The following is a 26962-nucleotide window of genomic DNA, read 5'->3' as shown; positions in this document are numbered from 1 at the left end:
AACTGGGGCTTGACCATGTCTCAATTGTATATTAAATTTGGTGACAGATTACAGGCAGATCGAGAATTTTTCTTGGGCGGCTGAATCTCCCAAAATCAAACCCTGACACAGTTCAGCGTACACTCCCGGAAATGACAAAAAATACATCAACTCCGGCAAAACCTCCGGTAAGCAGTTCAACTTTATAATGGAAAAAAAGTACTCCGAGAATGGCAATCGCCCTAAGTGCATTGATGTCGTACCTAAAACTAAGCTTAGAATTGTTCATATTCTTTATTTATAATTGATAAAGTATTTTGCTTCTAATGAGTTTAAGTTTTAATCTTTTAATAATGCCGAGGAGTTTGAATGGTTTGTTTTTAAATGCCTTATTTTAACTGACAAATAATGAAAATGGCTTCGTTGTAAAACCTGTATCTCGTTAAGGTATCCAAGCATATTTTATTCAACGTGATCCGACTTTATTTATTGAATTATATGCATTCAGTTGTTGTCAGATACTGCCTTCAAAAGTCCGGAAACATGCGTGCATGCATTTGTTAAATAGCGAAACGCACTATTTTCTGACAGTCTGATCGGTTATACAGTTCCTTGATTTATAAAGCGTTATATATTCGCATCATCCATTTTACATTTGCTGCAAATGTTATATTAAAATGAATATTTCTGAATAGAATTGCTTACTGCAAACTGATTATTATGTAATCAAATTTATACCGTAATTTTGTATAAGTTACATAATACGACTGACACGATACCATATCAAAGCAAAGTTGAGGAAATACGTCTCCTGAAAAAATACATATTTCGATAAAACGGACAAATCCTGTTTTAAAGCAGAAAAATACGGCTTAAAACAGGGATTTATTATAAATTTCAAATATAATGAAGACCATTCGAAACCAGCAAAAAACAGGAATTGAAAGAAGGAACTGACAATGATTCGGGAGAATTCTTACTAATTGATAAAATATAATACCTCTTTATTGATTGTAAAATTAATTTGATAACATAGTCAAATAAAGTGTGATTGGGTTTTTGTGATTCTTGTAAATAATCTCATTCTGCTTTCAGATATAGCTGATTAAACTGATGCAACACGGGCGAATTAGTTAGTTTAAATTGCTTTATGTAAAAAAATTGTATTCAGATGTCATAACTATTAGCTGTATACGTATATGTTCTAAAAATTTTATAGATTTAATTCCATAACTGTTGAAGTGATTATTTAGGGTATTTTTATACCTAATTGGATCATTACAATGTTAAATTCCGGTTTGCAAACCGCATCTCACATTCCATATATCACAAATCCATAAGCCGGAACCGTAAGCCGGATGGCTTTTCCATTTCTGACTTCTATATTCAGTTCTGTCGGACAAGTTGATGAAGCGTACAAATTGATCATTCTGGAATCAACTGCATGAAGGTCATCAGCGACAGTCACATAAGCAATGGCCTCTTTTTCCGGGTTTGTATTAACGGCAAACAGCACTTCTTTTTTATTACTGATTACTGACCACGCTATAATCGGATTGACCGGACTGTTTTTCAGGCCTGGAAATTCAAAATCAATGCCGTTTTCAGATGTGGATCGCAGAAACTGCTTTCCGGAATTCCACCAGGCATTTTGCCTGAAAAGCATATCCAGTTTTTCCATTTCAGGAATCTTGCGGCTGAATGCCGGAATCCAGTTCAGTATGGCCATTCTGGCCGGCTCCGGGAGCTGTGAAAAATCCGGAACCGGCTCAGCTGCAATTGGAAATCGTATCATAGCGTGGATTCAATTTTTACCCGAATTAAAATTCCGATTCAATTTCCTTTTGCGCAGCATTGTCGCTGTAATCGGTCAGTAAGTAATTAACCGCACTTAACCCCAGCAATCCAAGGTGAAAAGCCAGCGCTTTTTTATCATTTTTTATCATGCCGGATGCCGTTAATGCGGCCATTCCTGCCAGAAAGGTAATATCCGCTGTCTGATGCGCTTTCATGGAAAGTACCTTTTTCAATCCGACCGGCGTATCCGTCAGGACGTTTACACCTGTAAAGGCGGCTGACAACATCTGGTATGTAACCCTTGCCTCTTTGTTCAGGCCCGCAAGCGACGGACCGATGAGCTGAATTCCTCCGAAAACATAATCGATAATACCGTGGGTTTTAGCATCAATTGGCTTTTTCATAATACAGAATGATTTTATTTGATTGAATTGGTTATCAAGAGCAATGCTGCAAGTCATCTTTACAGCATTTTTATAAACCGTGGCAATGCCGCTTTCCGGTGTAAGTTTTCCGGTATGCGTGAGCATTTTGACCGTAAGCAGCCTTAATGACTAATTTTCATGCCAGACAAAACAAATGCGGCAAAAAACCTGGTTTTACATATTCAATCAATCACAATCGGGATCTGAATCGCGGTTTATCAGGGTTAAAAGCTGTAAATGGGAACCTTAATTTTTATTATTCCTGTTGAAGAACCGGTATCTTTAGCTTTATTTTCTTGTATATGCCGGCATCGGACAGATCAACTACTGCGGATTCAGAAAAACTATCGGGAATTGTCAGGCGCATTACTTTCCATAGTGTGGAAACCGGCTATTCTGTCCTTAAGGTAAACAGCGTGCAGAGGCCTAGTGAAGAACTGACGGTTGTGGTGCATCAGTCCAAGGTATTTGCCGGTGCTACGATGGACTTTTACGGTGAATGGATTACACACCCGAGTTACGGACTTCAGTTCAAGGCAAGCAAAGTCGTAGAAAAAAAGCCTGCAACCACCAATGCCCTTGAAAAATACCTGGGTTCCGGTCTGATCAAAGGCGTTGGCCCGGTAACCGCCAAGAGAATCGTAAAGCATTTCGGAGATAAGACGCTGGACATTTTTGAAAACAGCATTGAGAAACTCACCGAAGTGGAAGGCATTGCACGTCTCAAACTGGAAATGATCAGCAGAGCCTGGACGGAGCATCAGGAAATCAGGAATGTGATGCTGTTCCTGCAATCTCATAATATTTCCACATTGTTTGCGGTCAAAATTTACAAATCTTACGGCAATGATGCCATTGAGGTGGTCCAGAACAATCCATACCGTCTGGCAACGGACATTTACGGCATCGGTTTTTTCTCTGCGGACAAAGTTGCGCTGAGTCTGGGCCTGGAAGCTGATTCCCCGCAGCGTATTCAGGCCGGTATCGAGCATGCACTGCAGAGTGCCCGGGAAGAAGGCCATTGCTATCTTACCCAACAGCAGATTATTGAATCGGTATCCGAACTACTTTCCTTAACGGATACAAGTGCCATTGAAACCATCCTGCGAACGCAGGAACAAAAGGAAGAACTCAAAATCAGGCTGCTGCCGGATGAGCACGGCGTCAGGCAGAAATGTTATTATGCCCATTCCTTATATTACGATGAACTGTACATTGCCAATAAAGTAAAGCAGCTGATCAGCTTTCCCGTCAAGCTGGACAAGAAGCATTTAGGCCAGGACCTGGATACCATATGCAGGCTGCATCAGGTTATTTTAAGCGAAGAACAAAGACAAAGTGTGCTGCAGATTGCTGCCAGACGGCTCTCGATTCTTACCGGCGGCCCCGGCTGTGGAAAAACCACTACTACAAAGGCATTGGTCGGGATTCTGCAGTTCATGAAAAAGAAAGTTGTGCTGGCCGCTCCAACCGGCCGGGCAGCCCAGCGCATGAGCGAAGTAATCGGGCTGGAAGCCAAAACCATTCACCGGCTGCTGGAATTTGATCCGGCCAACGGCGGTTTTAAAAACAATGAAGACAATCCGCTGCAAACCGACATTCTCATTGTGGATGAATGTTCCATGCTGGACGTGCACCTTACGGCTGCTTTGCTGAGAGCAGTACCCGTACATGGACAAGTGGTTCTGATCGGTGATGCGGATCAGTTGCCGGCAGTGGGTGCGGGCAACGTATTGAAAGACATGATTGCCTCCGAAGTGGTACCTTGTATGAAGCTGACCAAAGTGTTCAGGCAGGCGCAGGAATCACTGATCATTTCCTATGCACATCAGATCAATAAAGGTGAAGTGCCGAGGATAGAATCGCCTTTCCATAAGCCGCAGGTCTGGCAGGAAAAAAAAGATTGCTTGTTTATTGATTCAGAAGAAGCGACTGCCGAGCAGCTCAAATTCATTTCCAGAGTAAAGCGGCTCACAGCCGGAACTGCGGGGAAAATTGCGGATTCAGGAACCGTTTCGGAAGATCCGGCTGCTGATCCGTACAGCCAGGATAACAGCCTGTCGATCCCGGCCAAATTCAGCCATGTGGATCTGGATGCCCTGTTGCAGGCGCGCGGCCATAGCGAAGAACTGAAAGAAGTACTGCAGAAAATTCATCCCTGGTCTTCACTGCATTATGGTTTCTCGGCCGTAAGCATGATCGAGAAGCTTTATGAAACGATAATCCCGAAATATTATGGAAAAGAGGCAGAAATGCAGATTCTTTCGCCTATGACCAAAGGCAGTCTCGGAACGGCCAACCTCAATAAGGTAATTCAGGAAAAGATCAATCCCGGCACGGAAGGAAAGGCGCAGCTGACGATTGGCGGAAGGATTTTCCGGGAAGGCGACCGCGTAATCCAGAAGCGTAACAATTATGACCTGAATGTATTCAACGGCGACATTGGCGTCATTACCGATGTTGATAATGAAGAGATGGAGTTAATGGTCAATTTCAAGGCCGGACAGCAGGAAAAGGATGTGAGCTATTCGAAAGAATTTTTACTGGAACTGGATCTTGCTTATGCCATAACCATACACAAATCGCAGGGCAGCGAATTTCAGACCGTCATTATTCCGCTGGTGACGCAGCATTTTGGCATGTTGTTCCGCAACCTGGTTTATACGGGCATTACAAGGGCAAAAAAGCTGGTCGTATTTGTTGGAACCAGAAAGGCGCTAGCCATGGCGGTCAACAAGCAGAACACGGCCATACGGCAAACTGCCCTTGCTTATTTACTGCAGCACGAGCAATAGCAAGCCATCTTGCGGTGTACATTTCAAGGTCATGCAAGTATGCGGCACGACGTTCTCCATTCTTCGTATCCATGAATTTTGTCACTTGCTTTTCAGGAAGCGGCATTGTTATTGCAGGGCGAATCCAGCATAACTAAGCTTAATCCAGATTACGAATCCATGGCAGTTAACAAATTTCAAAAATATCAAAGTCTTCAAATTCTGTGCTCCGTTTGGCTCTGGGCACTTGTTTTCCTGCTTTCAGGAGCATATACATACGGGCAATTGCCTGCAAGTTCAGCCGATACATCCAAAGGAGCAGAAGCCAGAGCTGTTGTATATCCGCCCGATTCTCTGGGCAGACGTACCCCGCGCGGAACCGTAGACGGTTTCCTAAGGGCAGCGGCACAGGGTGATTTTCAGAAAGCAGCTTTATATCTCCGGCGCGATCCGGCCATCCAAAAGAAGCAGGACCGGGTGAAGCAGGCCCGGGCATTGAAAGTATTGCTTGAAGTAAACGGCAATATTTATCCGTATTCCTGGATCAGCGACGATTATGAAGGAAAAAAGGATGACGATCTGGGACCGAACCTTGACCGGATCGGTGCGGTCAAAGTCAACAATGAATCCGTTGACCTCATCCTCGAAAGTATCAAGGATGCTGCCGGAAACCCGTTATGGGTTTTCTCAACGCAGACCATTGAACGGGTTCCGCTGGATTCAACAAAAATAGAAACAAGTACGCTGCTGAGTAAACTAGCGCCAAAGGTGCTGGAAGACAATGAATGGGGCGGTGTGCCTGTAGCGCACTGGCTGGCCATGCTGCTGCTGGTTGTTCTTGCATTTATGGTTGCGTCACTGCTGACCAACCTCGTTTTACGCCTGATACCGTTGGTGTACTACAAGGCCGGACAAGATCCGCTTTCCGGAATAATCAGGGCGTTTTCGCTGCCGCTGCGTTTGTATCTGGCCGTATGGCTGTTTGTTTTTTGCAGCCGGAAGGCCGGAATCTCCATCGTGGTGCGGCAATGGTTTGGTAATCTTACGCTGATTGTCGGGATCGTGGCCGTTCTTCTGCTGGTATGGGAACTGATCAATGTCATCAGCAGCATTAGTGAAAAGACACTGGCCAGCCGCAAAAACCAGGCGGCGATTTCTGCAATACTGTTTTTGCGAAGGTCATTAAAAGTGGCTATTATCGTGTTCGGGATTATTTTTATTCTGGATACTTTCGGGTTTGATGTCACCACCGGACTGGCTGCACTGGGAATAGGAGGGATCGCGCTTGCTCTCGGAACCCAGAAAACGGTCGAGAACTTCATCGGAAGTGTAACCTTGATTGCCGATCAGCCGGTGCGCGTAGGAGATTACTGTAAAGTAGGAGACATCGACGGCACGATCGAGCAGATCGGGATGCGGGCCACGCGCGTAAGAACAAACGAACGCACCATTGTAAGCATTCCGAACGGCGAACTGGCTTCATTGAAAATCGAAAACTTTGCGCACAGGGAAAAATTCTGGTTTCATCCCGTGTTCCGGCTCAGAATGGAAACAACACCGGACCAGATCCGCTACCTGCTGGTGGAGCTGCGCACCATTTTGTATGCTCATCCTAAAGTCAGTCCGTCGCCAGCCCGCGTGCGCTTTATTGAAGTCGGTAATGACGCGTTCAAACTGGAAGTTTACGCTTACATAGACGTTGCCGATTTTGACCAGTTTCTTGGCATTCAGGAAGATCTGCTTTTGCGGATGATGGAAGTTATTGCCAGAAGCGGAACGGGTTTTGCACTTCCGTCGCAGACAATCTATTATTCCAAAGATCAGGGTTTATCCAGTGAACTTGCCACAGAAGCCGCCGATCAGGTTCGTCAGTGGAGAGATGCCGAGGCGCTTTCCATTCCTGCATTTGATCCGGAAAAAATCCAGAGCCTGAAAGACACCATTCCTTATCCGCCCGAAGGATCAAGCATGCGGAAAAACACTGCGCTGCATTCCGGCAGCGGCACCTTGGCGGATTAAAAATTTAAAATTGGAAATTTACGGCCAAATGCGTCCGGAACCCGGAACTGGCACGGAAATATAGACATAGCGCGGAATCAAAAAACTTAAAGGCTATGTCAAATCAACAATATGCGCTTGTTACCGGCGCTACAAGCGGTATCGGACTTGAACTCGCAAAATTGTTCGCAAATGAAAAGTACAATCTCGTAATTGTTTCCCGCAATCAGGATGAACTTGAACGCACAGCTTCCGAACTGCATCAGCAGTACGGGGTTGAAGTGGTTGCAATTGCCAAGGATCTGTTCAAAAGAGAGGCTCCGTTTGAGCTGTATGATGAAGTTTCCAGGCGCGGCATTGTCGTGAATGTGCTTGTCAACGATGCCGGACAAGGACAGTACGGCGAGTTTATTGAAACGGATATCAACCGCGAGCTTGATATTATCCAGCTGAACATCGGTGCGTACGTCGCGCTGACCAAATGTTTCCTGAAAGAAATGGTCGTACGAAATGAAGGGAAAATACTGAATGTGTCGTCGATCGGAGGCGAGATGCCCGGCCCGTTACAATCCGTGTACCATGCAACCAAAGCTTTTGTAACTTCCTTTACGGAAGCTGTACGCGAAGAGGTGAAGGATACCAATGTGACACTGACCTTGTTGCTCCCGGGCGTAACAGATACGGATTTCTTCAGGAAAGCAGATCAGGAAAATGCCAAAATGGTAAAAGAAGGCAGCCTTGCAGATCCTGCCAAGGTCGCAAAAGACGGTTACGAGGCATTGATGGCCGGCAAGGACAAGATTATTTCCGGGCTCATGAACAAGGCAATGGTTGCATCCAGCCACATGATGCCGGATACCATGGTGGCTTCCAACATGCACAAAATGATGGAACCGGTGGATGAAAGTAAAAAAGAATAATGTTACAAGTTATGGAAGCTCTTCTGATTCATCCTGTCCGCTAAGGCAGGATGATTTTTTTTAGAACAGTAAACTTACACGGTATCATCCGAGCTGATAAATATAAAAATACTTGGAAAGGCATGACGAGCAATAGTTGGTACAGTTTCAAAATTAAACGCATAAAATACTTGTACATAAGGTTTAACAAAGAATAATTGCAGCATTCTCCGGATTACCGTATTGCATAATTGCTATATTTGGCAAATATTTTACCCTCCTCAACATGTTTAAATTCTTTACGCTGCTTTTGGCATGCTCATTGGGCATGCATACCCTTTTTGCACAAACCCCTTCCATTTCCATGATCAGTGAACGGATGGAATGGAAAGCGTGTGTGGACGCACCATATTCGCTTCCTGTGACGATCAAAGGTCAGTTTAGTGCCGAAAACAAGTTTTCCATTCAGGTCAGGAATTACGATACAAACAAGGAAATTGCTGTTATACCGGCTGTACTTTCTGAGGGTTATCTGAAATTTACCTTTACGGATGCAAGCCGCTACCTCAATCCGTCCGTCAAGTTCCGAGTTGTTACTACTGCTCCCAAAACACAGAGCGGATGGACAAATTACGGTTTTGAAGTATTCAGTAAAGGAAATGTAATCCTGAGCTCACCTTCCGGTGCAGATACGCTGAATGAATTTGATCCATTGCCCATACGGCTCCGTGGCTTTTCGACAAGTGCAGGACGGGCTACGCTGAACGATAGTACACGCATTGATTTTTCAGGTTCGTGGACAGAAATCAATTCAATCTCGAATATTGCAGTTACACGACAGGAGGCTTATACGATTGTACATGCGGAAAACAGTTGCGGGGCCATGCAGGTTTCCGGACAGGTGAAAGTGGTTGTGAACAAAACTTCACTGCGGACAATTTCTGTGATGCCCACAGCGGTTTGCGTGGGATCAGAGGTAAAATTAAGCTTTTCCACCGCAGGTCCCGAGCTCACTGCACAAACGCGTTTCAAGATGCGCTTTGCAAAGCTGAATTACAATAATGAAAAAGGCTTTTACGTGGATGTGCCGGCAGAACGTCACGGAAGCTATGTTGTTGCAAAGTTCCCTGATTCATTCGGCTTGTCGAACAGTTCGGAATTTACAGCCAGTATCGTAACTGAAAATCCTTCACTTGTCGACAATACTTCCCGACTGCGCCTTTATGTATGGCCGCAGCCTCAGGCCATTTTCACCACGCAGAGTTTTACCTCCACGGTTGGAGAGGCTGTTTGGCTGGGACTGAATGTACGGGGAATTCCGCCATTTACGGTTGAGCTGAGCGACGGATCAAAACAAACTTTTTCCCAACCGGGATCAAACAGTTTTACACTTACACCTGCCGAGACAACGACTTATACGGTGAAATCTGTGAGTACTGGCTGCCAGAATCCTGCTTATACCGGAAACCAGTCGGTGAAAGTCATAATGAATGCGGGAATCATGATTGCCGGTACTGAAAAAAGGAGCGTGATCTGCGCCGGCAGCAAAGGTTCGGTACAGTTTCAGTCCAATGCCGCATTTACGGATGCAACCAAGTTCTGGATAGAAGCCGTTAACGACTATACGCCCGAAAAACTGCGTTTGCCGGCAACACGCCTGGGCGACAAGCTCGAGTTTGTTTTTCCGCAGCGCGCCGGAGGATATGCACATATGGGTTATACCATTGTTACAGAAAATCCAAGCCTTGTTTCCCGTCGTGCCGATAATATCCAGATTCAGAGTATGCCCGACATTCTATATTCCGATAATAATGTAACCACATTTGACAAGCCGACCAACGTGACCTTGTATAATCAGCTTCGCGGTGGAGGGCCTTATGTTGTTGAACAGGCAGACGGACTTAAAATCGACGTGAACTACGAATATGATTACAGTATCAATTTCTACCTGAAGCAGGACCTTGATTTTCAGCTGAAATCGGTCAGCAACAGTTGTTTTAAAAACGACAAACCGGCTTCCCTGCCGCTCCGGATTATACCGACTGCCGAAACGGGCCTGTTTATAGAACCTGTTAAAAAAACAGTCTGCAGCGGTGACAGCATTGAAGTTACCTTTGGGAAAACAGGCAATTTCAACAGCGGAAATAAATATCTGGTACAGGCTCACGCAAACTGCTGCGATTATGAGACAATCGGCATTGTTACAGAACCCGGAACTTACAGGTTCCGCATCAACTCCGACCAGTATACACCCGAAGCCAGGATACGCATCACATCCACGAACCCTGTTGTTTTCAGTCAGTCGCAAACGTTCAGCGTGCAAACAAAGCCGCATGACTTTTCGATTTATCCGGAGGGTACCAAAGATAATCCTGCTGTGATTCGTTCCTATGAGCTCCCGGGTTCCATCAGGCTCCATTCACAAGGCGGCCAAGTAGTGTCCATTGCTTACGTGGAAAACGGTGTAGCAAAAACAGCGGACAACAAGGAATATTATTCTGCCTCCATACCGCTGAATATGGTTGTCGGAAAGGTGAATGCATATGAGATCAAGTCGGTTTCCAACGCATGCGGTACCTTTCCGGTAAACCTTAAAACCTATATTCTGCCCCGGCCATATGAAATGTCCATACAGCATCCAGGGTATTACAACCCGCTTTGTGCAGGCACTCCATTTTCTATTGTGCTTGACGTGGACGATGTAAATGCAACGTTTTCACTTCAGATGGCCAAAACAGGTACCACAGATTATGTTACATTGTTAAGCGGTGAAAAAAGCAGGATTTTACAGACAACCATTCCGGCCAACACAGCGGCAGGAAATTATTTGGTTCGGGTATTGTCCTCGGATGGAGTTGCTACCGATCCGATGCAGATAACCGTTAATGCAGTGCCAACGGCAACGATCAGCAGCGAAAATGAGTCCGGATTGGTTACCGTTGAAGCCGGAGGACAGATATATTTGAAAACCAAACTTACCGGCGGAGCCAATTATACACTGGTGAATGAAGACAATTCAGTTCAAAACGTATATGGTGACGAGAGTACCCGCTGGATCACGCCGGTCAGAAGCGGACAGTACTCGATAAAATCGGTTTCAAATGCCTGCGGTTACGGAACGGCTGCCGGCAGCGTGAAAGTAAAAGTCACACCTTTGCTCAGGTTTAATGTGAACTCCAGCCTGTTATGCGAAGGTGCAACCATACCGGTAACTTACAATCTTGCCGGAGATGTGGATTTGTCAGATGATTATATCCGGTTCGAGCTTTTTGATATAAAGAAAAATACAGGTGTCCTGCTGGATTCCACACGGACTCTGAAAGGTACAAGGACATTACAGCTGCCTGCTTCGCTGCCTGAATCCGGTTACCAGCTCCGGTGCGTAGTCCGTAAGTATAGCCTTTCTGAAACAATGTATATGGGCGTTACCAAAAAAGCGGAGGTAATCATCAGTGGAAATACGGTGATCAACGCAGGAGAAAAAGCGAAAATACAACTGCTTACAGTAAATGGCAGTTACTCTTTTATCAATTACATACTGTCTGACGGAACAAAAGGCAATGCAGGCGGATATCCGGGTGCCGTTGACTTCATAACGGTTATGCCGACCGTCACCACCAATTATACCATTACTTCGCTTAACAATTTATGCGGAGCCGGCATTGCAACCGGCATGGCAAGAGTGGAAGTAAATCCGGTCAGTCCGCGAAGTGTAACGGTGAACGAAATATATGATCGGATGCAGAATGCAACCTGTACAGGCGACACCATTCTTGTTGGATACAAGACAAGCGGCACCTTTACGGCAGGAAACAAAATGACTGTGCAGATTTCCGACTTAACGGGCAGGAATTTCCGGAATATCCCGACAACGGGCACATCCAGTCCGCTGAGCGCCATACTTCCTTCCGACCTCCCGGATGGGACCCAGTACCGTATCCGTGTAGTTGCTTCGGATGCTAATACCAGTGCAGGCGCATTCGAGGATTTTGTTAGCATTATGCATAAAGCCCGCGCCCGCTTTGCCTCAGAAAATGTTGTTTTTGATGAAAACAGCAACCCGAAAGTTACGGTTTTACTGGAAGGAAGCATGCCGTGGAGGTTCCGCATCGGCACCGATCTGAGTGTACAGGAATTATATGCGTCCGAGCCAAAACAGGTCGTTGAGCTGTATCAGGCATCGCCAGATGTATACTACCGCCTTTTCAGCGTGCACAATGCCTGCGGAGCCGGTACGGTAGACAAGCCGTCCATTGTTCATTCCAAAATGGTAATTGGGCCGGAGGCGCCTCCGCTGCCGGTTACGCTAGCAAGTTTTTCAGCCCGGAAGCAGGAAAATAAGACATTGCTTGAATGGACAACTGCATCGGAAACCCGAAGTGATCATTTCGAAATGCAGCATAGCACCAACGGCAAATCCTGGAACACACTCGGAGTAATCGGTGCAGGCGGAGAAAGCAAGGATTCGGTTCATTATCAGTTTGTACATGAAAAGCCGGTTTTGGGCGCTGAAAACCTTTACAGGCTGAAAATGGTGGACACGGACGGAAGCTTTACTTTCAGCAAGATCCGAAATCTGACTTTTGAAACCGATGCATCGCTTGTCATGTTCCCGAATCCGGTTTCCGAAACGCTGACCATTCAATATCACGACTGGAAAAATGTAAGGAACGTACAACTCCTGAACAGCAGCGCAATCCCGGTATTTGATTCCGGCAACAATCCGGCTCCGCATGTAGATGTCCGAAAGCTGCAAACCGGCTTGTATTTCCTGAAACTGACCAAAGCGGATCAAACGGTTTTGATTCAGAAAATCATTATTGCGAGATAGGAATTCTGTTTAACAAAGATTCAGGAGAAATATTTAATCTACACTTTTAAAATCACCTGCAATTAACTTTCACAACGGAAGTTAAATGCAGGTGATTTTTTAGTGAATTATTGCATTGGCCAAATCCTGCATTTACTTCAGGTTCCCACCAAATTGTAAGTTCCATCATTCCTACACGGCTATATAACTGGCTTATAATTATTTAATAGCAAAAGTAGCTGGTAAGTAAATATTCCTTTATTCATACAAATAGAGTGGAAAGATTTACCTTGTACAATAGTACGCAACATTCTAAAGCTACCTGAAATCATGAATATAACTTTACTCAATCGCCCTGATCTGTTCTTAAAGGCTGCAAGTCAGTTTTTACAATGCCTCAAAATGACAAATGATCGTGTCGGACGTAGAAAATGGCTGGCTTCACTGCTTGCGGGACTGCTTTTTTTTACTTTATGCGGTATATGGCCAGGTGCGGCAGCGGCTCCGGTTCTTGCACATATCGGAAAGCGGACGGTCATTGTAGGCCACACGGTTGTCTTCGATGCTGATGCTATTACCAATGTTAGTTTAAGACGTACTTATTCACTGGTTAATGCGCCGGCGGGAACTTATATCGATCCCAGGGGTGGCAGTTTCAGATGGACACCGCAAACTCCGGGTGTTTTTACCTTTGGTGTTAAAGTGACAGAAGATAGTCCGGAAGCATTGTCGGATGAAAAACAGGTAACGATTAATGTGCTGGATATATATGCAAACGATACCATCCGTATCAATGCCGGAGGAAAGGACTATATAACGGCTGACGGCCGGAAGTTTAAGGCGGATGCATATTTTACAGCAACCAATCCAAGAACCAGTGCCATCAAAAACGGCGATATCCTCAACACAACGGACGATGAACTTTACCGTTCGGGCCGCAGTTCTCCTGAATTTGCATACCGGATGCCTGTACCGGACGGAGAATATAATGTGGTGCTGCATTTTGCCGAAATCTGGTTTGGCGCTCCGGGCGGAAGAAAAGGCCAACGGCGGTTTAATGTCTATATCAATAACGTCCGGAAACTTGATGAATTTGATATAACTGCCCATGCGGGCGGAGCTATGACAGCCACGCAGGTAACGATTCCGGTAACAATAACAAGCGGCGTAATCAATATCCGTTTCTACTTGGGTTCTGCGGATATTCCCCGGCTGGCTGCGCTTGAAGTGCTGATGACAAACAGAATAACCAAAGTAAGCTTGCCCGCAATCGCCGATTCATATGTACGCAGCGATCATTATGCCGACACCAATTACGGCTCTGCCGATTCGCTTTTTGTGAAAAGCGGTAAGAATAAAGCGCGTGCATACATTAAATTTTCACTGGCAGGTTTAGGTCAGGTTACTTCCGCCAAACTGCGTATTTATGGTTCTTGTAATTGCCTGTACAGTAGTGGATTGATAGTCAGGGGTATAAACGATGACCGCTGGACAGAAAATGAAATAACCTGGAATAATGCGCCAACGGATGTAACTGGTTATTCCAGCCATACTGTTGTGACCGACAATCCCAAATATCATGATCTGGATGTAACGGAATTTATTCAGCAGCAGATTAACGGAGACGGGATTGCTACGCTGTTACTTGAATGGATTGCACGTGATACCAGAAGCAATTACAACAGCCGTGAAAACAGCTTGAATCCGCCTCAGCTACTTATCTATACGGATAGTCCGGTGAATTCCAATATGCGGATAAATCAGGAATCAGAAAGTGCAGTCTCATTTTTGGAAGCAAAACAGGAAAAATCTGTCATTTACCCAAATCCTGTACAAAGGCAGTTTTCAATCACATTTTCTGAGAAGCATACCGGCAATATTTCCCTGAACATCATCAATCAGCAGGGCAGAAGCATCCACGTCGGAATAGTAGAGAAAAGCATTGCAGCGTCAAAAGCAGAAATTGATATTTCAAATCTGGCCATCAGCAAAGGAGTCCATATGCTGCAAATACAGTCAGAAACCAAAACGGAAGTAGTGAAGTTGCTGATTGCAGAGTAACTTTCAGGATTGTAATTTCCATAAACAGTAACGTAAGCGCGTAGTCAAAAAGCCGGCTGCATGTAATATTGCAGCCGGCTTTTTGAGTTTATTATCATCCATATCCGTGTACTAAAATCTTTGATAACAGACATTTTACAATTACAGTAATGTTTGAACATCAGGATTGTTTTCCAAAAGGGAAATATTAATTGATATTGCATTTTGAAATATAGAAAATGACAAAACTAAAAAACTGGAAAGGTGTTTTTTACGGCATTGCATACGGTCTTGTTTCACGCGCCATCTTTGCTTTGGAAGATTTCAGCAACGGAAGCGTCAATGCATTGCTTCCTACTTTTGGATTAATGACGATTTCCTTTATGTTTTTAGTACCCTTTGCAACGGGGTTGCTAGCTGCATATCATCATGATACCGTAACAAGTTCAAGAAAAGTAGCATCCATTTCAATGCCGGTTTTTGCAGTTGCAGGATTGATCGGAATTTCAGTATTATCCGGAAAAGAAGGAATTATTTGTGCGTTGATGGCATTGCCTGTTTTTTTGTTTATGTCGTTACTTGGCGGTTATATCGGCGTAAGAATATTTAAAAGAAACAAAGGAGATTTATCTGTTTCATTACTGGTTCTACTTCCATTTCTATTTGCTCCGTTAGAAAATCAATTTGTCTTAGCGGACAAAATTTTTACCGAGCATACAACGATTGCCATTGAAGCCAATGAACAGGATGTCTGGAACAACATAACCAGAGTGAAGGAAATAAGTGAACAGGAAAATAACTATTCCTTCTTCCAGCTTATGGGTTTCCCAAGACCGATTAAAGCAGAACTTGATACGGTTGCAGTTGGTGGAATGCGCAAGGCGGTTTTTGCAAGAGGATTGTTTTTTACTGAAACTGTCACACAAGTGGAACTTCTGAAAACATTGGCTTTTAATATCGAAGCAGATCCCGCGTCCATTCCGCCACAGGCATTGGATCAACATGTTATGGTGGGCGGCACCTATTTTGATGTATTGGAAGGCAAATACGAAATTGAGAAAATCAGTAACCATAAAATACGGTTGCACCTTACTTCACAGTTCAGGCTTTCTACGCCTTTCAACTTTTATACCGGCGTCTGGAGCAAAATATTGATGAAAGATATTCAACAGAATATTCTGGAAATCATCAGGCAAAGAAGTGAAGCACAACAAAGCAGTTAATCCCAAAATACCTTCCTCCATACTCCTTAAATCCTTTCCTCCTTTTTCCCTTCTTCCCCAACACATCAGGCACGATTATCTCTAAGTCTGTACATTCGGTTCAATACAATTATTTTGAAACGATTATAGTTATTTTGTAGCTTCTATAAACATTCTTTTAATGCGAAGTTGGCTGTATGGATTGTTGTTGTTGGTTGTCTGCCTTTCTGGAAGGGGTGAACTTGCTCTGGCACAGTCCAATCCATATCAGTTTGTGCGTTACAGTGCTGAAAAAGGTCTTTCCCATAATCAGGTAAATTGTTTTCTGAAGGACCGCAAAGGTTTTGTCTGGATCGGAACAGCCGAAGGACTGAACCGTTTTGACGGCTATTCTTTCAAAATATTCCGGCATAATCCTTCCGATTCCACAACGCTTTCCGATCACCATATTCTGGATCTGTTTGAAGATCCGGACGGCTATATCTGGATCCATACACGAAAAGGCTACAATATTTATGATCCTTCCACTGAACGCATTGATAAAGAAGCAAATAAAGCTGCGCAGCGGCTGGGATTGCCCGATGCGGATTTTAACCGGGTGCTGAAAAACAGCGTCGGAAATTACTGGATCCATCACAACCGCCTCGGTTTGCTGAAATACATTCCTTCCGCAAAGCAGTTGATAAAAATAAACTTCAGTCCGCCAGTGCAAAAACGGAGCAGGCAGAAAGGTGAAGCACGTACGGTCATTTCGGATTTCAACGAAGATAAAAACGGCAATTTATGGATCGTTTACAACGACGGCTTCCTTGCACGGCTGGACTCAAAAAATTACAAACCCACATTTGAAAGCAGTTTGCTCAAAGAAAAGCAGACTGGGATTTCCGGTAACCACCGGGTTTTTGTAGATCAGGACGGCGAGCCCTGGGTTTACATCATCAAAGCGGTGCGCGGGGCTTTTTACTTTGATCTTGAAAAAAATGAACTCGTTCCGGTCAATAAGGCAGCGCCGGATTTCAGGCTGAACAATAACATCGTAAGCGCCATCATTTCAGGTCCGGACGGGAAAATCTGGATTGGGACGGATCATGGCGGGATCAACATGGTCGACAAGCAAAAAAAGGCTGTATCCGTATTGCAGCACAATCCGAACGATCCGAAAACGATCAGCCAGAACAGTATTCTGGCCTTGTACAAGGACCATACGGGCATGATCTGGGCGGGTACTTTCAAAACCGGTTTCTGCAATTACCATCAAAACATCTTCAAATTTTCCCTCATCCGGAATCTGCCTTCCAGTCCCGGCAGCCTTCCGTTCAATGATGTAAACGTTTTTGCAGAAGACAAAAAAGGGAACATCTGGATCGGTGCAAATGGCGGCGGACTTATTTATTATGACCGGAAAAACAACCGTTTCAGGCAATACAGGAATATTCCGGGCAATCCGAACAGCCTGAGCAATGACGTGGTCGTCAGCTTGTTGCTGGATAAAAGTGACGTGTTATGGATCGGTACGTATTTTGGCGGGCTCAACAGTTTTGACGGAAAAACATTCCGGCGTTATTTACATGATCCGGCTGATTCCACCAGTCTGATTGATGACCGCGTCTGGGAAATTTACGAAGATTCAAAGCGCCGGCTCTGGATCGGGACGCTTGGCGACGGGCTTGACCTTTTTGACCGTCAGAAAAATACATTCAGCCATTTCCGTCCGTTTGCGCCCAATTCGATCAGTTCCGACTACATAGCGGCCCTCATTGAGGATAAGGACGGAGATATCTGGATCGGTACCGCTTACGGAATTGATGTACTGAAACGGAATTCCGGCAAATTTGTGCATTTCGGGCACGATGCGAAAAATCCGGCAAGTTTAAGCAGCGATGCCGTCATTTCACTTGCCGAAGATAACCTGGGAAACATCTGGATCGGGACGGCACAAGGCCTGAATGTGTACGACAAAAAACGCAATGAATTTATTACTTACAACACCGAAAAAGGCTTGCCCGACAATTCCGTTCTGACCATCGCGGTGGACAGAAAGCAGGATTTGTGGCTCGGAACTTCCAATGGCCTTGTTCATTTCCGGATCACTAAAAGAAACGGGACGCTTCCTGAAAAGTTTGATATCCGGGCATATAATGAAGTGGACGGATTGCAGGGCAGAAGCTTCAATGAAAATGCGGCGATCCGGCTTCGTTCGGGCGAACTGATCTTTGGCGGGGCAAATGGCTTTACGATTTTTTCTCCCGAAAAATTGCAGGATGAACCCGTAAATTCCGACGTTGTCCTGACCGATTTACAGATTTTCAACAAAAGTATTAGGCCGGATGAAAAGCTGGACGGAAAAGTTGTGCTGGAAAAATCAATTTCGGTAACGGATGAAATTCAGCTTCAATACAGTCAGAATGTTTTTACTATCGAGTTTGCAGCGCTTAATTTTCTGCATTGGGACAAAAATCATTATCTGTATACGCTGGAAGGGTTTAACGATCAATGGTTTGAGGCCGATAACAATACCCGGAAAGTCACTTACACCAATCTGGATCCGGGAAATTATGTATTCAAAGTCAGGATTAAGGAAGGCAGTACCGTTTCAAAAGAAAGAATCCTGAAAATCCGGATTGATCCGCCTTTCTGGAAAACGCCGCTGGCTTATATCCTTTATGTGCTGGCAATCATCGGTGCGCTTGCCGTTGCCCGCTGGATATTGCTGGAACGGGAACGCCTGAATTTCAAAATAGAACAGGAAAGGAGGGAAGCATTGCAGCTGCATGAACTGGATTTGATGAAAATCAAGTTTTTTACCAATGTAAGCCACGAATTCCGTACGCCGCTTACCCTGATGCTCACCCCGTTGGAAAGTCTGCTGAACAGCCTTCAGGCAGATTCAGGCGTCCGCAGCCAGTTGTCCATGATTCACCGGAATGCGCGCAGGCTGCTGAATCTGGTCACGCAATTGCTGGACTTTAAGAAACTGGAAGTAGAGGAAACCGAGTTCAGGCCGGAAAGAGGCGATATCATTCATTTTATCAGGGAAATTGCGCATACTTTTTCCTATTTGTCGGAACGGAAGCATATTGATTTCACTTTCATAACGAATGAAGATTCACGTTTTGCCCTTTTTGATCAGGAGAAACTTTCCCGGATCATGTACAATCTGTTATCCAATGCCTTCAAGTTTACGCCGGAGCACGGAAAAGTTTCGGTTAAGGTGCAGATTGTGAATCTGGAAAATGCGGAGCAGCTTGAAGTTATTGTGGAGGATTCCGGAATCGGCATTCCGGAAGAAGCGCAGCAAAAGGTCTTTGACCGGTTTTTTCAGCATACTTTACCGGATCATATGGTAAATCAGGGCAGCGGGATCGGACTGGCTATTACAAAAGAATTCGTGAAGCTGCACGGAGGAAATATATATGTGGAAAGCAAAGAGGGAAAAGGCAGTACTTTCACCATGCATATGCCGCTGCATTCCGCTCCTTCCGGCCATGCCGAAGCGGAGTCTGTGCAGAAAATACATATAAAGGAAGAGCCTGCCGAAGCAGAAAAGCCTGAGGCTGAAAACAACAGGAACAAACCGGTATTGCTTTTGGCAGAAGATAATGACGAGTTCCGCGAATACCTCAGAGAAGTGCTTCAAAAAGATTATCAGATTTATGAGGCGCCCAACGGCAAAATCGGTCTCGAGATCATACTGGACATCATTCCGGACCTGATCGTAAGCGACGTCATGATGCCCGAAATGGACGGTATGCAGCTTTGCCGGACTGTAAAAACAGACAACCGGATTTCGCATATTCCTGTGGTTTTACTCACCGCACGCGCCGAAGATGAACAGCAGCTGCAGGGCTATGAAACCGGTGCGGATGCATACGTGATCAAACCGTTCCGGCTGGATATTCTGCAGGCGCAGATCCGGAATCTGATCAGGCTGCGGGAACAGTTCCAGAAGCAGTTTCAGAAACATATCCGGATTGAACCAAGTGAAGTAACGGTCCTTTCGCTGGATGAACAGTTTATATCAAAAGCCGTGAAAGTCGTTGAGGAACATATTGCGGATTCGGAGTTTACGGTGGAACAGCTGAGTTCGGAAATGGCCATGAGCCGCATGTACCTTTACAAAAAGCTGCTGTCGCTTACCGGAAAAACACCGGTGGAATTTATCCGGATCATCCGTCTCCGGCGAGCTGCCTCGCTGCTGGAAAAAAGCAGTCTTACCGTTTCTGAAATCGCGTATCAGGTGGGCTTCAACAATCCAAAATATTTTGCCAGACAGTTCAAAGAAGAATACAAGGTACTGCCGACGGAATTCCGGAAAAAGGAAACAGTCGGTGAGTAAAAGCTGGAAAGCTGCGGTCGGCATTTAGCTTAAAGCGGTTGGAACAACACATATTTGGTAAGAGAAGCGGATAAAAATGGCGGCCTGAATTCTGACCAACTTCTGATGAGCAAGTATTTTGATCCGATTTTACAAAGTAAATATTGCATCCTGAGAAGAATGCTTTGTCGGAATAGTACAATTTTTAGCACTAATGTTCTTAGTTGGCTGCGGATTTGTTTTAAATACCCGAATTCTGTTTTTTACCCTTCATACGCCGGATAAAACCCTTTTTATCCGGAAATAATCCCCTTTTTTCAGGTCAGTTTACATTTGAATCCCTATCTGTTTACATTTAGTCCCCCTCGGATAGCATTTTATCAATCACATTTGTTCAATAATAAATTCGAATTATACCAAAATGCAGCGGTCGGGACGCTGTTATTGGAAATGTATAAACCGGAATTATTTGAAAGTGCATTTCTCAAAACTCAGATCAACATGCAAGAAAACGTGTACACAGCAAGAGGGGCGGAACAAGGCCCTGTTTTATTAATGAAATTTCTTTGGCTTCCGCTTTTGTTCCTCGGAATGATGCTGGCCTCGGCAAATCTTTTTGCCCAGCAGGACGCCCGGAAAACGGTAACCGGTTCGGTATTGTCCGAAAATGGAAACGACGGGATCCCGGGCGTGAGCGTGGTCGTAAAAGGGACTTCCAACGGAACCACAACCAATACGGAAGGGCAGTTTTCCATTGAAGCATCGTCGGGCAGCACGCTTGTTTTTTCCTTTATCGGATATGAATCGAAAGAAGCCGTTGTCGGAAACAAAACGAACATAGAGATCAGACTGACAGAAAGCATCGCCAACCTGAACGAGGTTGTGGTTGTAGGATATGGTGAAATGAAAAAAACGGACGTGTCCAGTTCGCAGGTAACGGTTTCCGGAAAGGATCTTGGCAAAACGATCAATACTTCGCTGGAACAAGGCTTGCAGGGCCGTGCTGCCAACGTAATGGTTCAGCAGAACTCGGGCCAGCCGGGTGCAGCGCCGTCGGTTCTGATCCGCGGGCTCAGTTCGCTGACCGGCACCACGCAGCCATTGTACGTCATTGACGGCGTACAGATCAAGCCGGACAATATGAGGGATGATCCCAATAACCGCCCGACCGGTTTTTCCAACATTCTTTCTAGCATTAACCCGGACGATATCGAAACAATCAACGTATTGCAGGGACCTTCAGCAACGGCCATTTACGGAGCTGTGGGCGCCAACGGAGTAGTGATGATCACGACAAAAAGAGGAAAGGCAGGCGAAGCCAAAATTTCGTTCAACTCGCTGCTGACGCTGCAGTCGGAGCCGAAGCACATTGATGTGATGAACCTGAGCCAGTATGCGCAGTTCCGGAACGAGCTGGCGGCCATTGGCGGAACGGCAACAGATCCGGAATTTGCAGATCCTTCCGTGCTCGGAAACGGAACCGACTGGCAGAGTGCTTTATTCCGTCCGACAACTTTACAGAAATATTCACTCGGGCTGAGCGGCGGTACGGAAAAGTCAACTTATTATTTGTCCGGCGAGTACTTCAACCAGAAAGGAATTGTGGAAGGCTCCGGTTTCAAACGTTACAATTCCCGTCTGAACCTGGAAAATCAGACACGCAGCTGGCTTAAAATCGGCGCAAACCTGAGCGTGGGTATTACGGAAGAAAAGGTGAATACTTCCAATGGCGGCATCATTCAGCTGGCACTCGACCAGAACCCGAGTGTGCCTGTAACAAACCCGGACGGAAGCTGGGGCGGGCCGGCTACGACGCAATTTCAGTTTTCAAACCCGGTGATGATCTCGAAAATCAACAACGATTACAACCGTCGTACTTCTATACTTGGAAGCTTGTATGCAGATGTAAAGCTGGCCAAAAACCTGACTTGGCATACAGAAGCCAACGGAAGCTCGGAGTTTCTGAAGTATTATTCTTATCACCCGTCTTACACGATCGGCGGTTATGTGGTTTCACAGGATGCAGCCACTTCAACTCGTTCTGTAAACACGAATACATGGTGGAGCTTGCACAGCCGGATGCAGTATGATCTCAAACTAGACCAGCATGCGGTCAATCTGATGGTCGGGCATGAAGCGCAGTCGTATACCTACGAATCTCTGACGGGAACACGCAGAAAGTTCATTACCAACACGATTGAAGAACTTTCGGGCGGAGACGGTTCTGTAATTTCCAATGTAAGCAACAACAGCGGCAAAGGCTCAGGTTCGCGCGAGTCGTATTTCGCCCGTCTTAATTACAGCTTCAAAGACCGTTACATTGTGCAGGGAACATACAGAATGGACGGCTCTTCTGCTTTCCGCGAAGGCCGCCGCTGGGGAAATTTTCCGGCCGTATCCGTTGCCTGGAGAGTATCCGAAGAAGAGTTCCTGAAAGGTGTCAGCAAGATCAATGATTTGAAATTCCGTTTCGAAGTGGGCCGTTCCGGGAATCAGGGAAGTGGCGGAAATGCGATTTACTCTACGCTGCAAACCGTGCCTACGGGCTGGGGAACCGGATTTCTTGCTTCCAATTTTGCCAATGAATTCCTGACCTGGGAAAAAGACGATGTGATCAACGGCGGTATGGACCTGCATATGTTCAGCAACCGGGTCGAGTTGATCGTGGATGCTTACATCAAGAGTATCAAAAGTCTGATCACGATCAATTCCTATCCGTTCAGCTACGGCGGCGACATCGCTTACTCGCCGGGATATCTGAGCTGGCCGTCTGTCAATGCGGGCTCCATGCGAAACAAGGGAATCGGTTTTACTTTGAATACGGTCAACATCGACAAAGGCGGTTTTTACTGGAAAACAGGTCTTAACTTATCCATTGACCGCAACAAGGTAACATCCCTTCTGAACCCGATCACACCGATCTGGAATGCCACTTCTGTCGGATTCAAAACCGAAGTCGGGCAGCCGGCGAGTATGATCACAGGTTATATTGCAGAAGGTATTTTCCAGGATGCGAACGACATTAAAAATCATGCTATACAGACTTCAAACGGTGAACTGACGATCAATCCGGCAACGGGAACCTGGGTAGGCGATACCAAATTCAAGGACCTGAACGGGGATGGCGTTATTGATGCGGAAGACCGTACCGTGATCGGTAATCCATGGCCGAAATTCACGCTGGGCTTCAATAACAACATGATGTACAAAAACTTCGAGCTGAATGCATTTCTGACCGGAAGTTTTAAAAATGATGTACTGAATTACCCGCGTTACCGTGCCGAAATCCCGGGAAATGGCGGAACGTTTGGAAACCAGTGGCTTTCCGTAGCAGATTACGCAAGACCAAGCAGCTACACACTTGGAGATGCCGAAACGGTAACGCTGACCAATCCCGGACACAACATTCCGAGAATTGCGCCCGGCGACCCGAATGGAAACAGCCGTATGAACACCAATTTCATCGAGGACGGTACTTATGTACGTCTGAAAAATATCACGATCAGCTACAATTTCCCTAAATCGATGCTGAAAAGCTTCTTCATCAGAGGGCTGAAAGCTTCTGTCGGTGCACAAAACCTGTTTACGATTACCAAATACAAAGGATATGATCCCGAAATCGGAATGGTGAACTACGGCGGTACCGTCATGGCCGGCATCGATACTGGCCGCTATCCATCAGTCCGTATGTATTCCTTCGGCCTGCTCGCAGATTTTTAAAACCAATAACAAAAAGCCAAAAGCTTAAAGCCGACAGCTAATCGCCAAAAGCTACTTACAAACACCAATTCCAAAACATTTCCATGCAATTCAAGATAAAACTCATAGCCGCAATAGGAGCGATGATGCTCATGCAGGGATGCAGCGAAGACTTTCTGGACCGCCCGCCGGTGGACGCGCTGACTTCCGGTAATTTTTACAAGACCGACGAGGAAATCATGGCCGGAACAGCGCCGCTTTATAACATCGTCTGGTTTGATTTCAATGACAAGGCCAACATGGCTTTTCAGGAAGCACGCGCCGGAAACCTGAATTCCAATGACCGTACAGCTTACGTCAAGCATGCGATTGCCTCAACAGATGCGGGTACTTTGCTTCCGGGTTACAAATCGTTTTACAAAATCATTGCGCAAAGCAACAATGCTTACAAGGCCATCAAGGAAGCTTCGGGAAGTACGGCTTCTGCGGCTGTGAAAAATCAGGGTCTGGGCGAGTGCCGCTTTATGCGCGGAACTGCCTATTATTACCTTGTGGCCAACTGGGGAGCTGTTCCGATTGTTTACGACAACGTAGCGCAGATCAATGAAGCGCCGGTCAGAAACCGGATTGAGGATGTATGGAAAGTAATCATTCATGATTTCCGGTATGCTGCCGCTACGCTTCCTGCCACAGCCGTACAAGGCCGTCTGACCAAATATTCGGCAGAAGGAATGCTTGCGAGAATGTATCTGATGCGTGCGGGCCTGAATCAGAACGGAACACGCAACCAGTCGGATCTGGACAGTGCGAAATATTATGCAGAGGATGTCATTACAAACAGCGGCCTTTCGCTGGCACCAACTTATGCGGAGCTTTTTATGAGTGCCAACAACAACAGCACAAAAAACAACCCGGAAAGTCTTTTTGCCCTGCAATGGATGCCGCTGAGCAATCCGTGGGGAATCAACAATTCGTTTCAGGCTTATTTTGCCTATGAATCAGCGATTACCACCACCGGCGATGGCTGGGGCGCGGCACAGGGCATATCGGCGGATCTGGTCAAATATTTTACCGAAAACCCGGCTGATTCCCTGAGAAGAAAGGCAATCGGTATGTTTGACGGCGATGTATACCCGGAAATCAACAAGGCCAACGGCGGTCTTAAATATAACAGGCCAGCAGCTTTGTCCGCGATCAAGAAGTACATCATTGGCTCGCCTGCAGATAATGGCGGACTGGGCGGTTTTATGGCTGCAAACATCAATTCTTACATGCTCCGGCTGGCAGAAGTTTACCTGATTTATGCGGATGCCGTTCTGGGCAACAACACCACAACAAGTGATCCGAAAGCGCTGGCTTACGTGAACGCGGTACGCAAAAGGGCAGGGCTTCCCGCACGGACTTCGCTGACTTTTGAACAGATTTTCCAGGAACGCCGAATTGAAACCGTTTTTGAAGGCAATTCATGGAACGAAATCGTGCGCTGGTACTATTTCAATCCGGCAAAAGCCATTGCCTACACGGCAGCGCAGCACAAGGAAAATTATACCATGTCCTATGTTCCGGGTACGACCAATCCCAAAAAGTATACGGTAACGTATTCGCCGGCTGAATTTTACCCGCTTACAGCTGCCACTTTGTACCTGCCGTTCCCGGAAGCGGAAATTGTAAATGCACCATCTTTGAACGGCGAACCCGTCGCATTCGATTTCAGCAAACTTGTTGACTAACCCTAAAAAAGAAAGACATGAATTTAAGAAATGTATATAAAGCCGGAATCGGATTAATCGTTGCGCTGGGCATGCTGCTGGGTTTCCAGAGCTGTGAAAACAAGGACGTGGACGGAACTCCGGTCATTAATAATGTAAGATTGCTGGACCCGGCCGCTGCTGACAGTTCCTTAACTGGGGCACTGCCGGGAAGCCTGATTGTCATTCAGGGACAAAACCTTCAGAGCGTACTGAAAGTGTATTTCAATGACTTTGAAGCTACGTTCAATTCTGCGCTCGGAAGTGATCAAAACATTGTGATCGCAATACCCGCAGAAGCTCCGACCAAGGCAGTGAAAGCAGACGTTTCCAACAAAATCAGGGTGGTGACAAAAGGCGGTGAAGCTACTTACGATTTCAGCCTGACTTCGCCTGAGCCGCGCCTCGACGGACTGTATTCCGAATTTGTAAAACCCGGCGGTGCCATTATTATCAACGGGGATTATTTCTACAACATCAAAAATGTAAAACTTGGGGCCGCAAACCTAGAAATTCTGAGTACTTCGGAAAAGGAAATAAGGGCAAAAATGCCGGCCGCAGGAACCATTGATTACATTACGGTGGAAGGAGAATTCGGAACGGCAAAAACAAATTTCAAGCTGAACGATACAACCGTTTACATGATGAACTTCGATGTGCCGGTGACGACATGGGGCTCGACGGTTTGTTACGGAACTGCCCCGATTATCCCTGCAACTGATCCCGGCGCGATTTCCGGCAAATATTCAAGAATAAAACAAACCAAGCTTCCGGCAACGGGTTATGACGATAAATGGGTGCTGGCAAGCTGTTATTATGAATTCAAACTTCCTGCCGGAGCAGCAGAAGACCGGCTTTTCAAGTTTGAGCATAACGTTGCCGAAGCATGGAAAGCGGGCAGGTACGAAATTACGCTGAACGCCGGCGGAACGGATTATATCTATGCTTTCCAGCCCTGGAATTCAACAGAATACCAATCAACCGGTTACATAACAAATGGCTGGAAAACGGCAGTAATTGAACTGGCCGAATTCAAAAGTTCATCCGGCGCAACCATTGCCGATGTATCCAAAATCACCGACCTGAAAGTTTCTTTCGGAACGCCGGACAAGGTTATCGATTCTTTCAATACAAGCGTGGATAATTTCCGGATTGTAGCGAAGTAGGTTTTTTTTGGGAGGAAGGAGCAAAGGGAGCAAGAAGGAAAGGAGGAAGGAGGGAAATGATGTGGTCATTTTTTGCTTTCTCCTTTTCTTTCATTCCTTTTTCCTTTTAA

General features: G+C 45.7%; 13 protein-coding genes. 10 read left to right on the top strand and 3 right to left on the bottom strand.

Annotated features, from left to right (window positions below):
- Nucleotides 1–112: 112 nt before the first annotated feature.
- From FEM33_RS26320 to FEM33_RS10665, 3 genes are all read right to left on the bottom strand, one after another.
- On the bottom strand, nucleotides 113–268 hold the full coding sequence (locus tag FEM33_RS26320; protein ID WP_161597098.1) for a hypothetical protein: 156 nt from the start codon (nucleotides 266–268) through the stop codon (nucleotides 113–115).
- A 1023-nt stretch (nucleotides 269–1291) separates the two neighbouring features.
- Nucleotides 1292–1774: a hypothetical protein gene (locus FEM33_RS10670; RefSeq protein ID WP_139012051.1), complete on the bottom strand. Its 483-nt coding sequence runs from the start codon at nucleotides 1772–1774 to the stop codon at nucleotides 1292–1294.
- A 25-nt stretch (nucleotides 1775–1799) separates the two neighbouring features.
- Nucleotides 1800–2180, bottom strand: a complete 381-nt coding sequence (locus FEM33_RS10665) for a hypothetical protein (RefSeq protein ID WP_139012050.1) — start codon at nucleotides 2178–2180, stop codon at nucleotides 1800–1802.
- 323 nt (nucleotides 2181–2503) lie between these two features.
- On the opposite strand from FEM33_RS10665, the gene recD2 reads away from it, so the two are divergent.
- The 10 genes from recD2 (at nucleotide 2504) to FEM33_RS10615 (ending at nucleotide 26852) form a co-directional block, all read left to right on the top strand.
- On the top strand, nucleotides 2504–4996 hold the full coding sequence (gene recD2, locus FEM33_RS10660; protein WP_139012049.1) for an SF1B family DNA helicase RecD2: 2493 nt from the start codon (nucleotides 2504–2506) through the stop codon (nucleotides 4994–4996).
- Nucleotides 4997–5155: 159 nt separating this feature from the next.
- A complete protein-coding gene (locus FEM33_RS10655) occupies nucleotides 5156–6994 on the top strand; it encodes a mechanosensitive ion channel family protein (protein WP_139012048.1) in 1839 nt (612 codons plus the stop codon).
- Between the two features lie 95 nt (nucleotides 6995–7089).
- Nucleotides 7090–7893 (top strand): SDR family NAD(P)-dependent oxidoreductase, encoded by an 804-nt coding sequence (locus FEM33_RS10650; RefSeq protein ID WP_139012047.1) that lies wholly within the window; start codon nucleotides 7090–7092, stop codon nucleotides 7891–7893.
- A 265-nt stretch (nucleotides 7894–8158) separates the two neighbouring features.
- Nucleotides 8159–12703, top strand: coding sequence for a T9SS type A sorting domain-containing protein (locus FEM33_RS10645; RefSeq protein ID WP_139012046.1), 4545 nt, complete (start codon nucleotides 8159–8161; stop codon nucleotides 12701–12703).
- Between the two features lie 381 nt (nucleotides 12704–13084).
- Nucleotides 13085–14743, top strand: a complete 1659-nt coding sequence (locus FEM33_RS10640) for a CBM96 family carbohydrate-binding protein (RefSeq protein WP_229214193.1) — start codon at nucleotides 13085–13087, stop codon at nucleotides 14741–14743.
- A gap of 218 nt (nucleotides 14744–14961) precedes the next feature.
- Nucleotides 14962–15945, top strand: coding sequence for a hypothetical protein (locus tag FEM33_RS10635; protein WP_139012044.1), 984 nt, complete (start codon nucleotides 14962–14964; stop codon nucleotides 15943–15945).
- Between the two features lie 160 nt (nucleotides 15946–16105).
- Nucleotides 16106–20260 (top strand): hybrid sensor histidine kinase/response regulator transcription factor, encoded by a 4155-nt coding sequence (locus FEM33_RS10630; RefSeq protein ID WP_139012043.1) that lies wholly within the window; start codon nucleotides 16106–16108, stop codon nucleotides 20258–20260.
- A 534-nt stretch (nucleotides 20261–20794) separates the two neighbouring features.
- Nucleotides 20795–23959 carry a SusC/RagA family TonB-linked outer membrane protein gene (locus FEM33_RS10625; protein ID WP_161597097.1) on the top strand — a complete coding sequence of 1055 codons (3165 nt, stop codon included), beginning with the start codon at nucleotides 20795–20797 and terminating at the stop codon, nucleotides 23957–23959.
- 83 nt (nucleotides 23960–24042) lie between these two features.
- On the top strand, nucleotides 24043–25668 hold the full coding sequence (locus tag FEM33_RS10620) for a RagB/SusD family nutrient uptake outer membrane protein (protein WP_139012041.1): 1626 nt from the start codon (nucleotides 24043–24045) through the stop codon (nucleotides 25666–25668).
- 17 nt (nucleotides 25669–25685) lie between these two features.
- Nucleotides 25686–26852 carry a glycan-binding surface protein gene (locus tag FEM33_RS10615; protein ID WP_139012040.1) on the top strand — a complete coding sequence of 389 codons (1167 nt, stop codon included), beginning with the start codon at nucleotides 25686–25688 and terminating at the stop codon, nucleotides 26850–26852.
- Nucleotides 26853–26962: the final 110 nt, after the last annotated feature.

The organism is Dyadobacter flavalbus, from assembly GCF_006149045.1.
Taxonomy (GTDB): Bacteria; Bacteroidota; Bacteroidia; order Cytophagales; family Spirosomataceae; genus Dyadobacter; species Dyadobacter flavalbus.
This window is presented reverse-complemented; position numbering and strand designations above follow the sequence as displayed.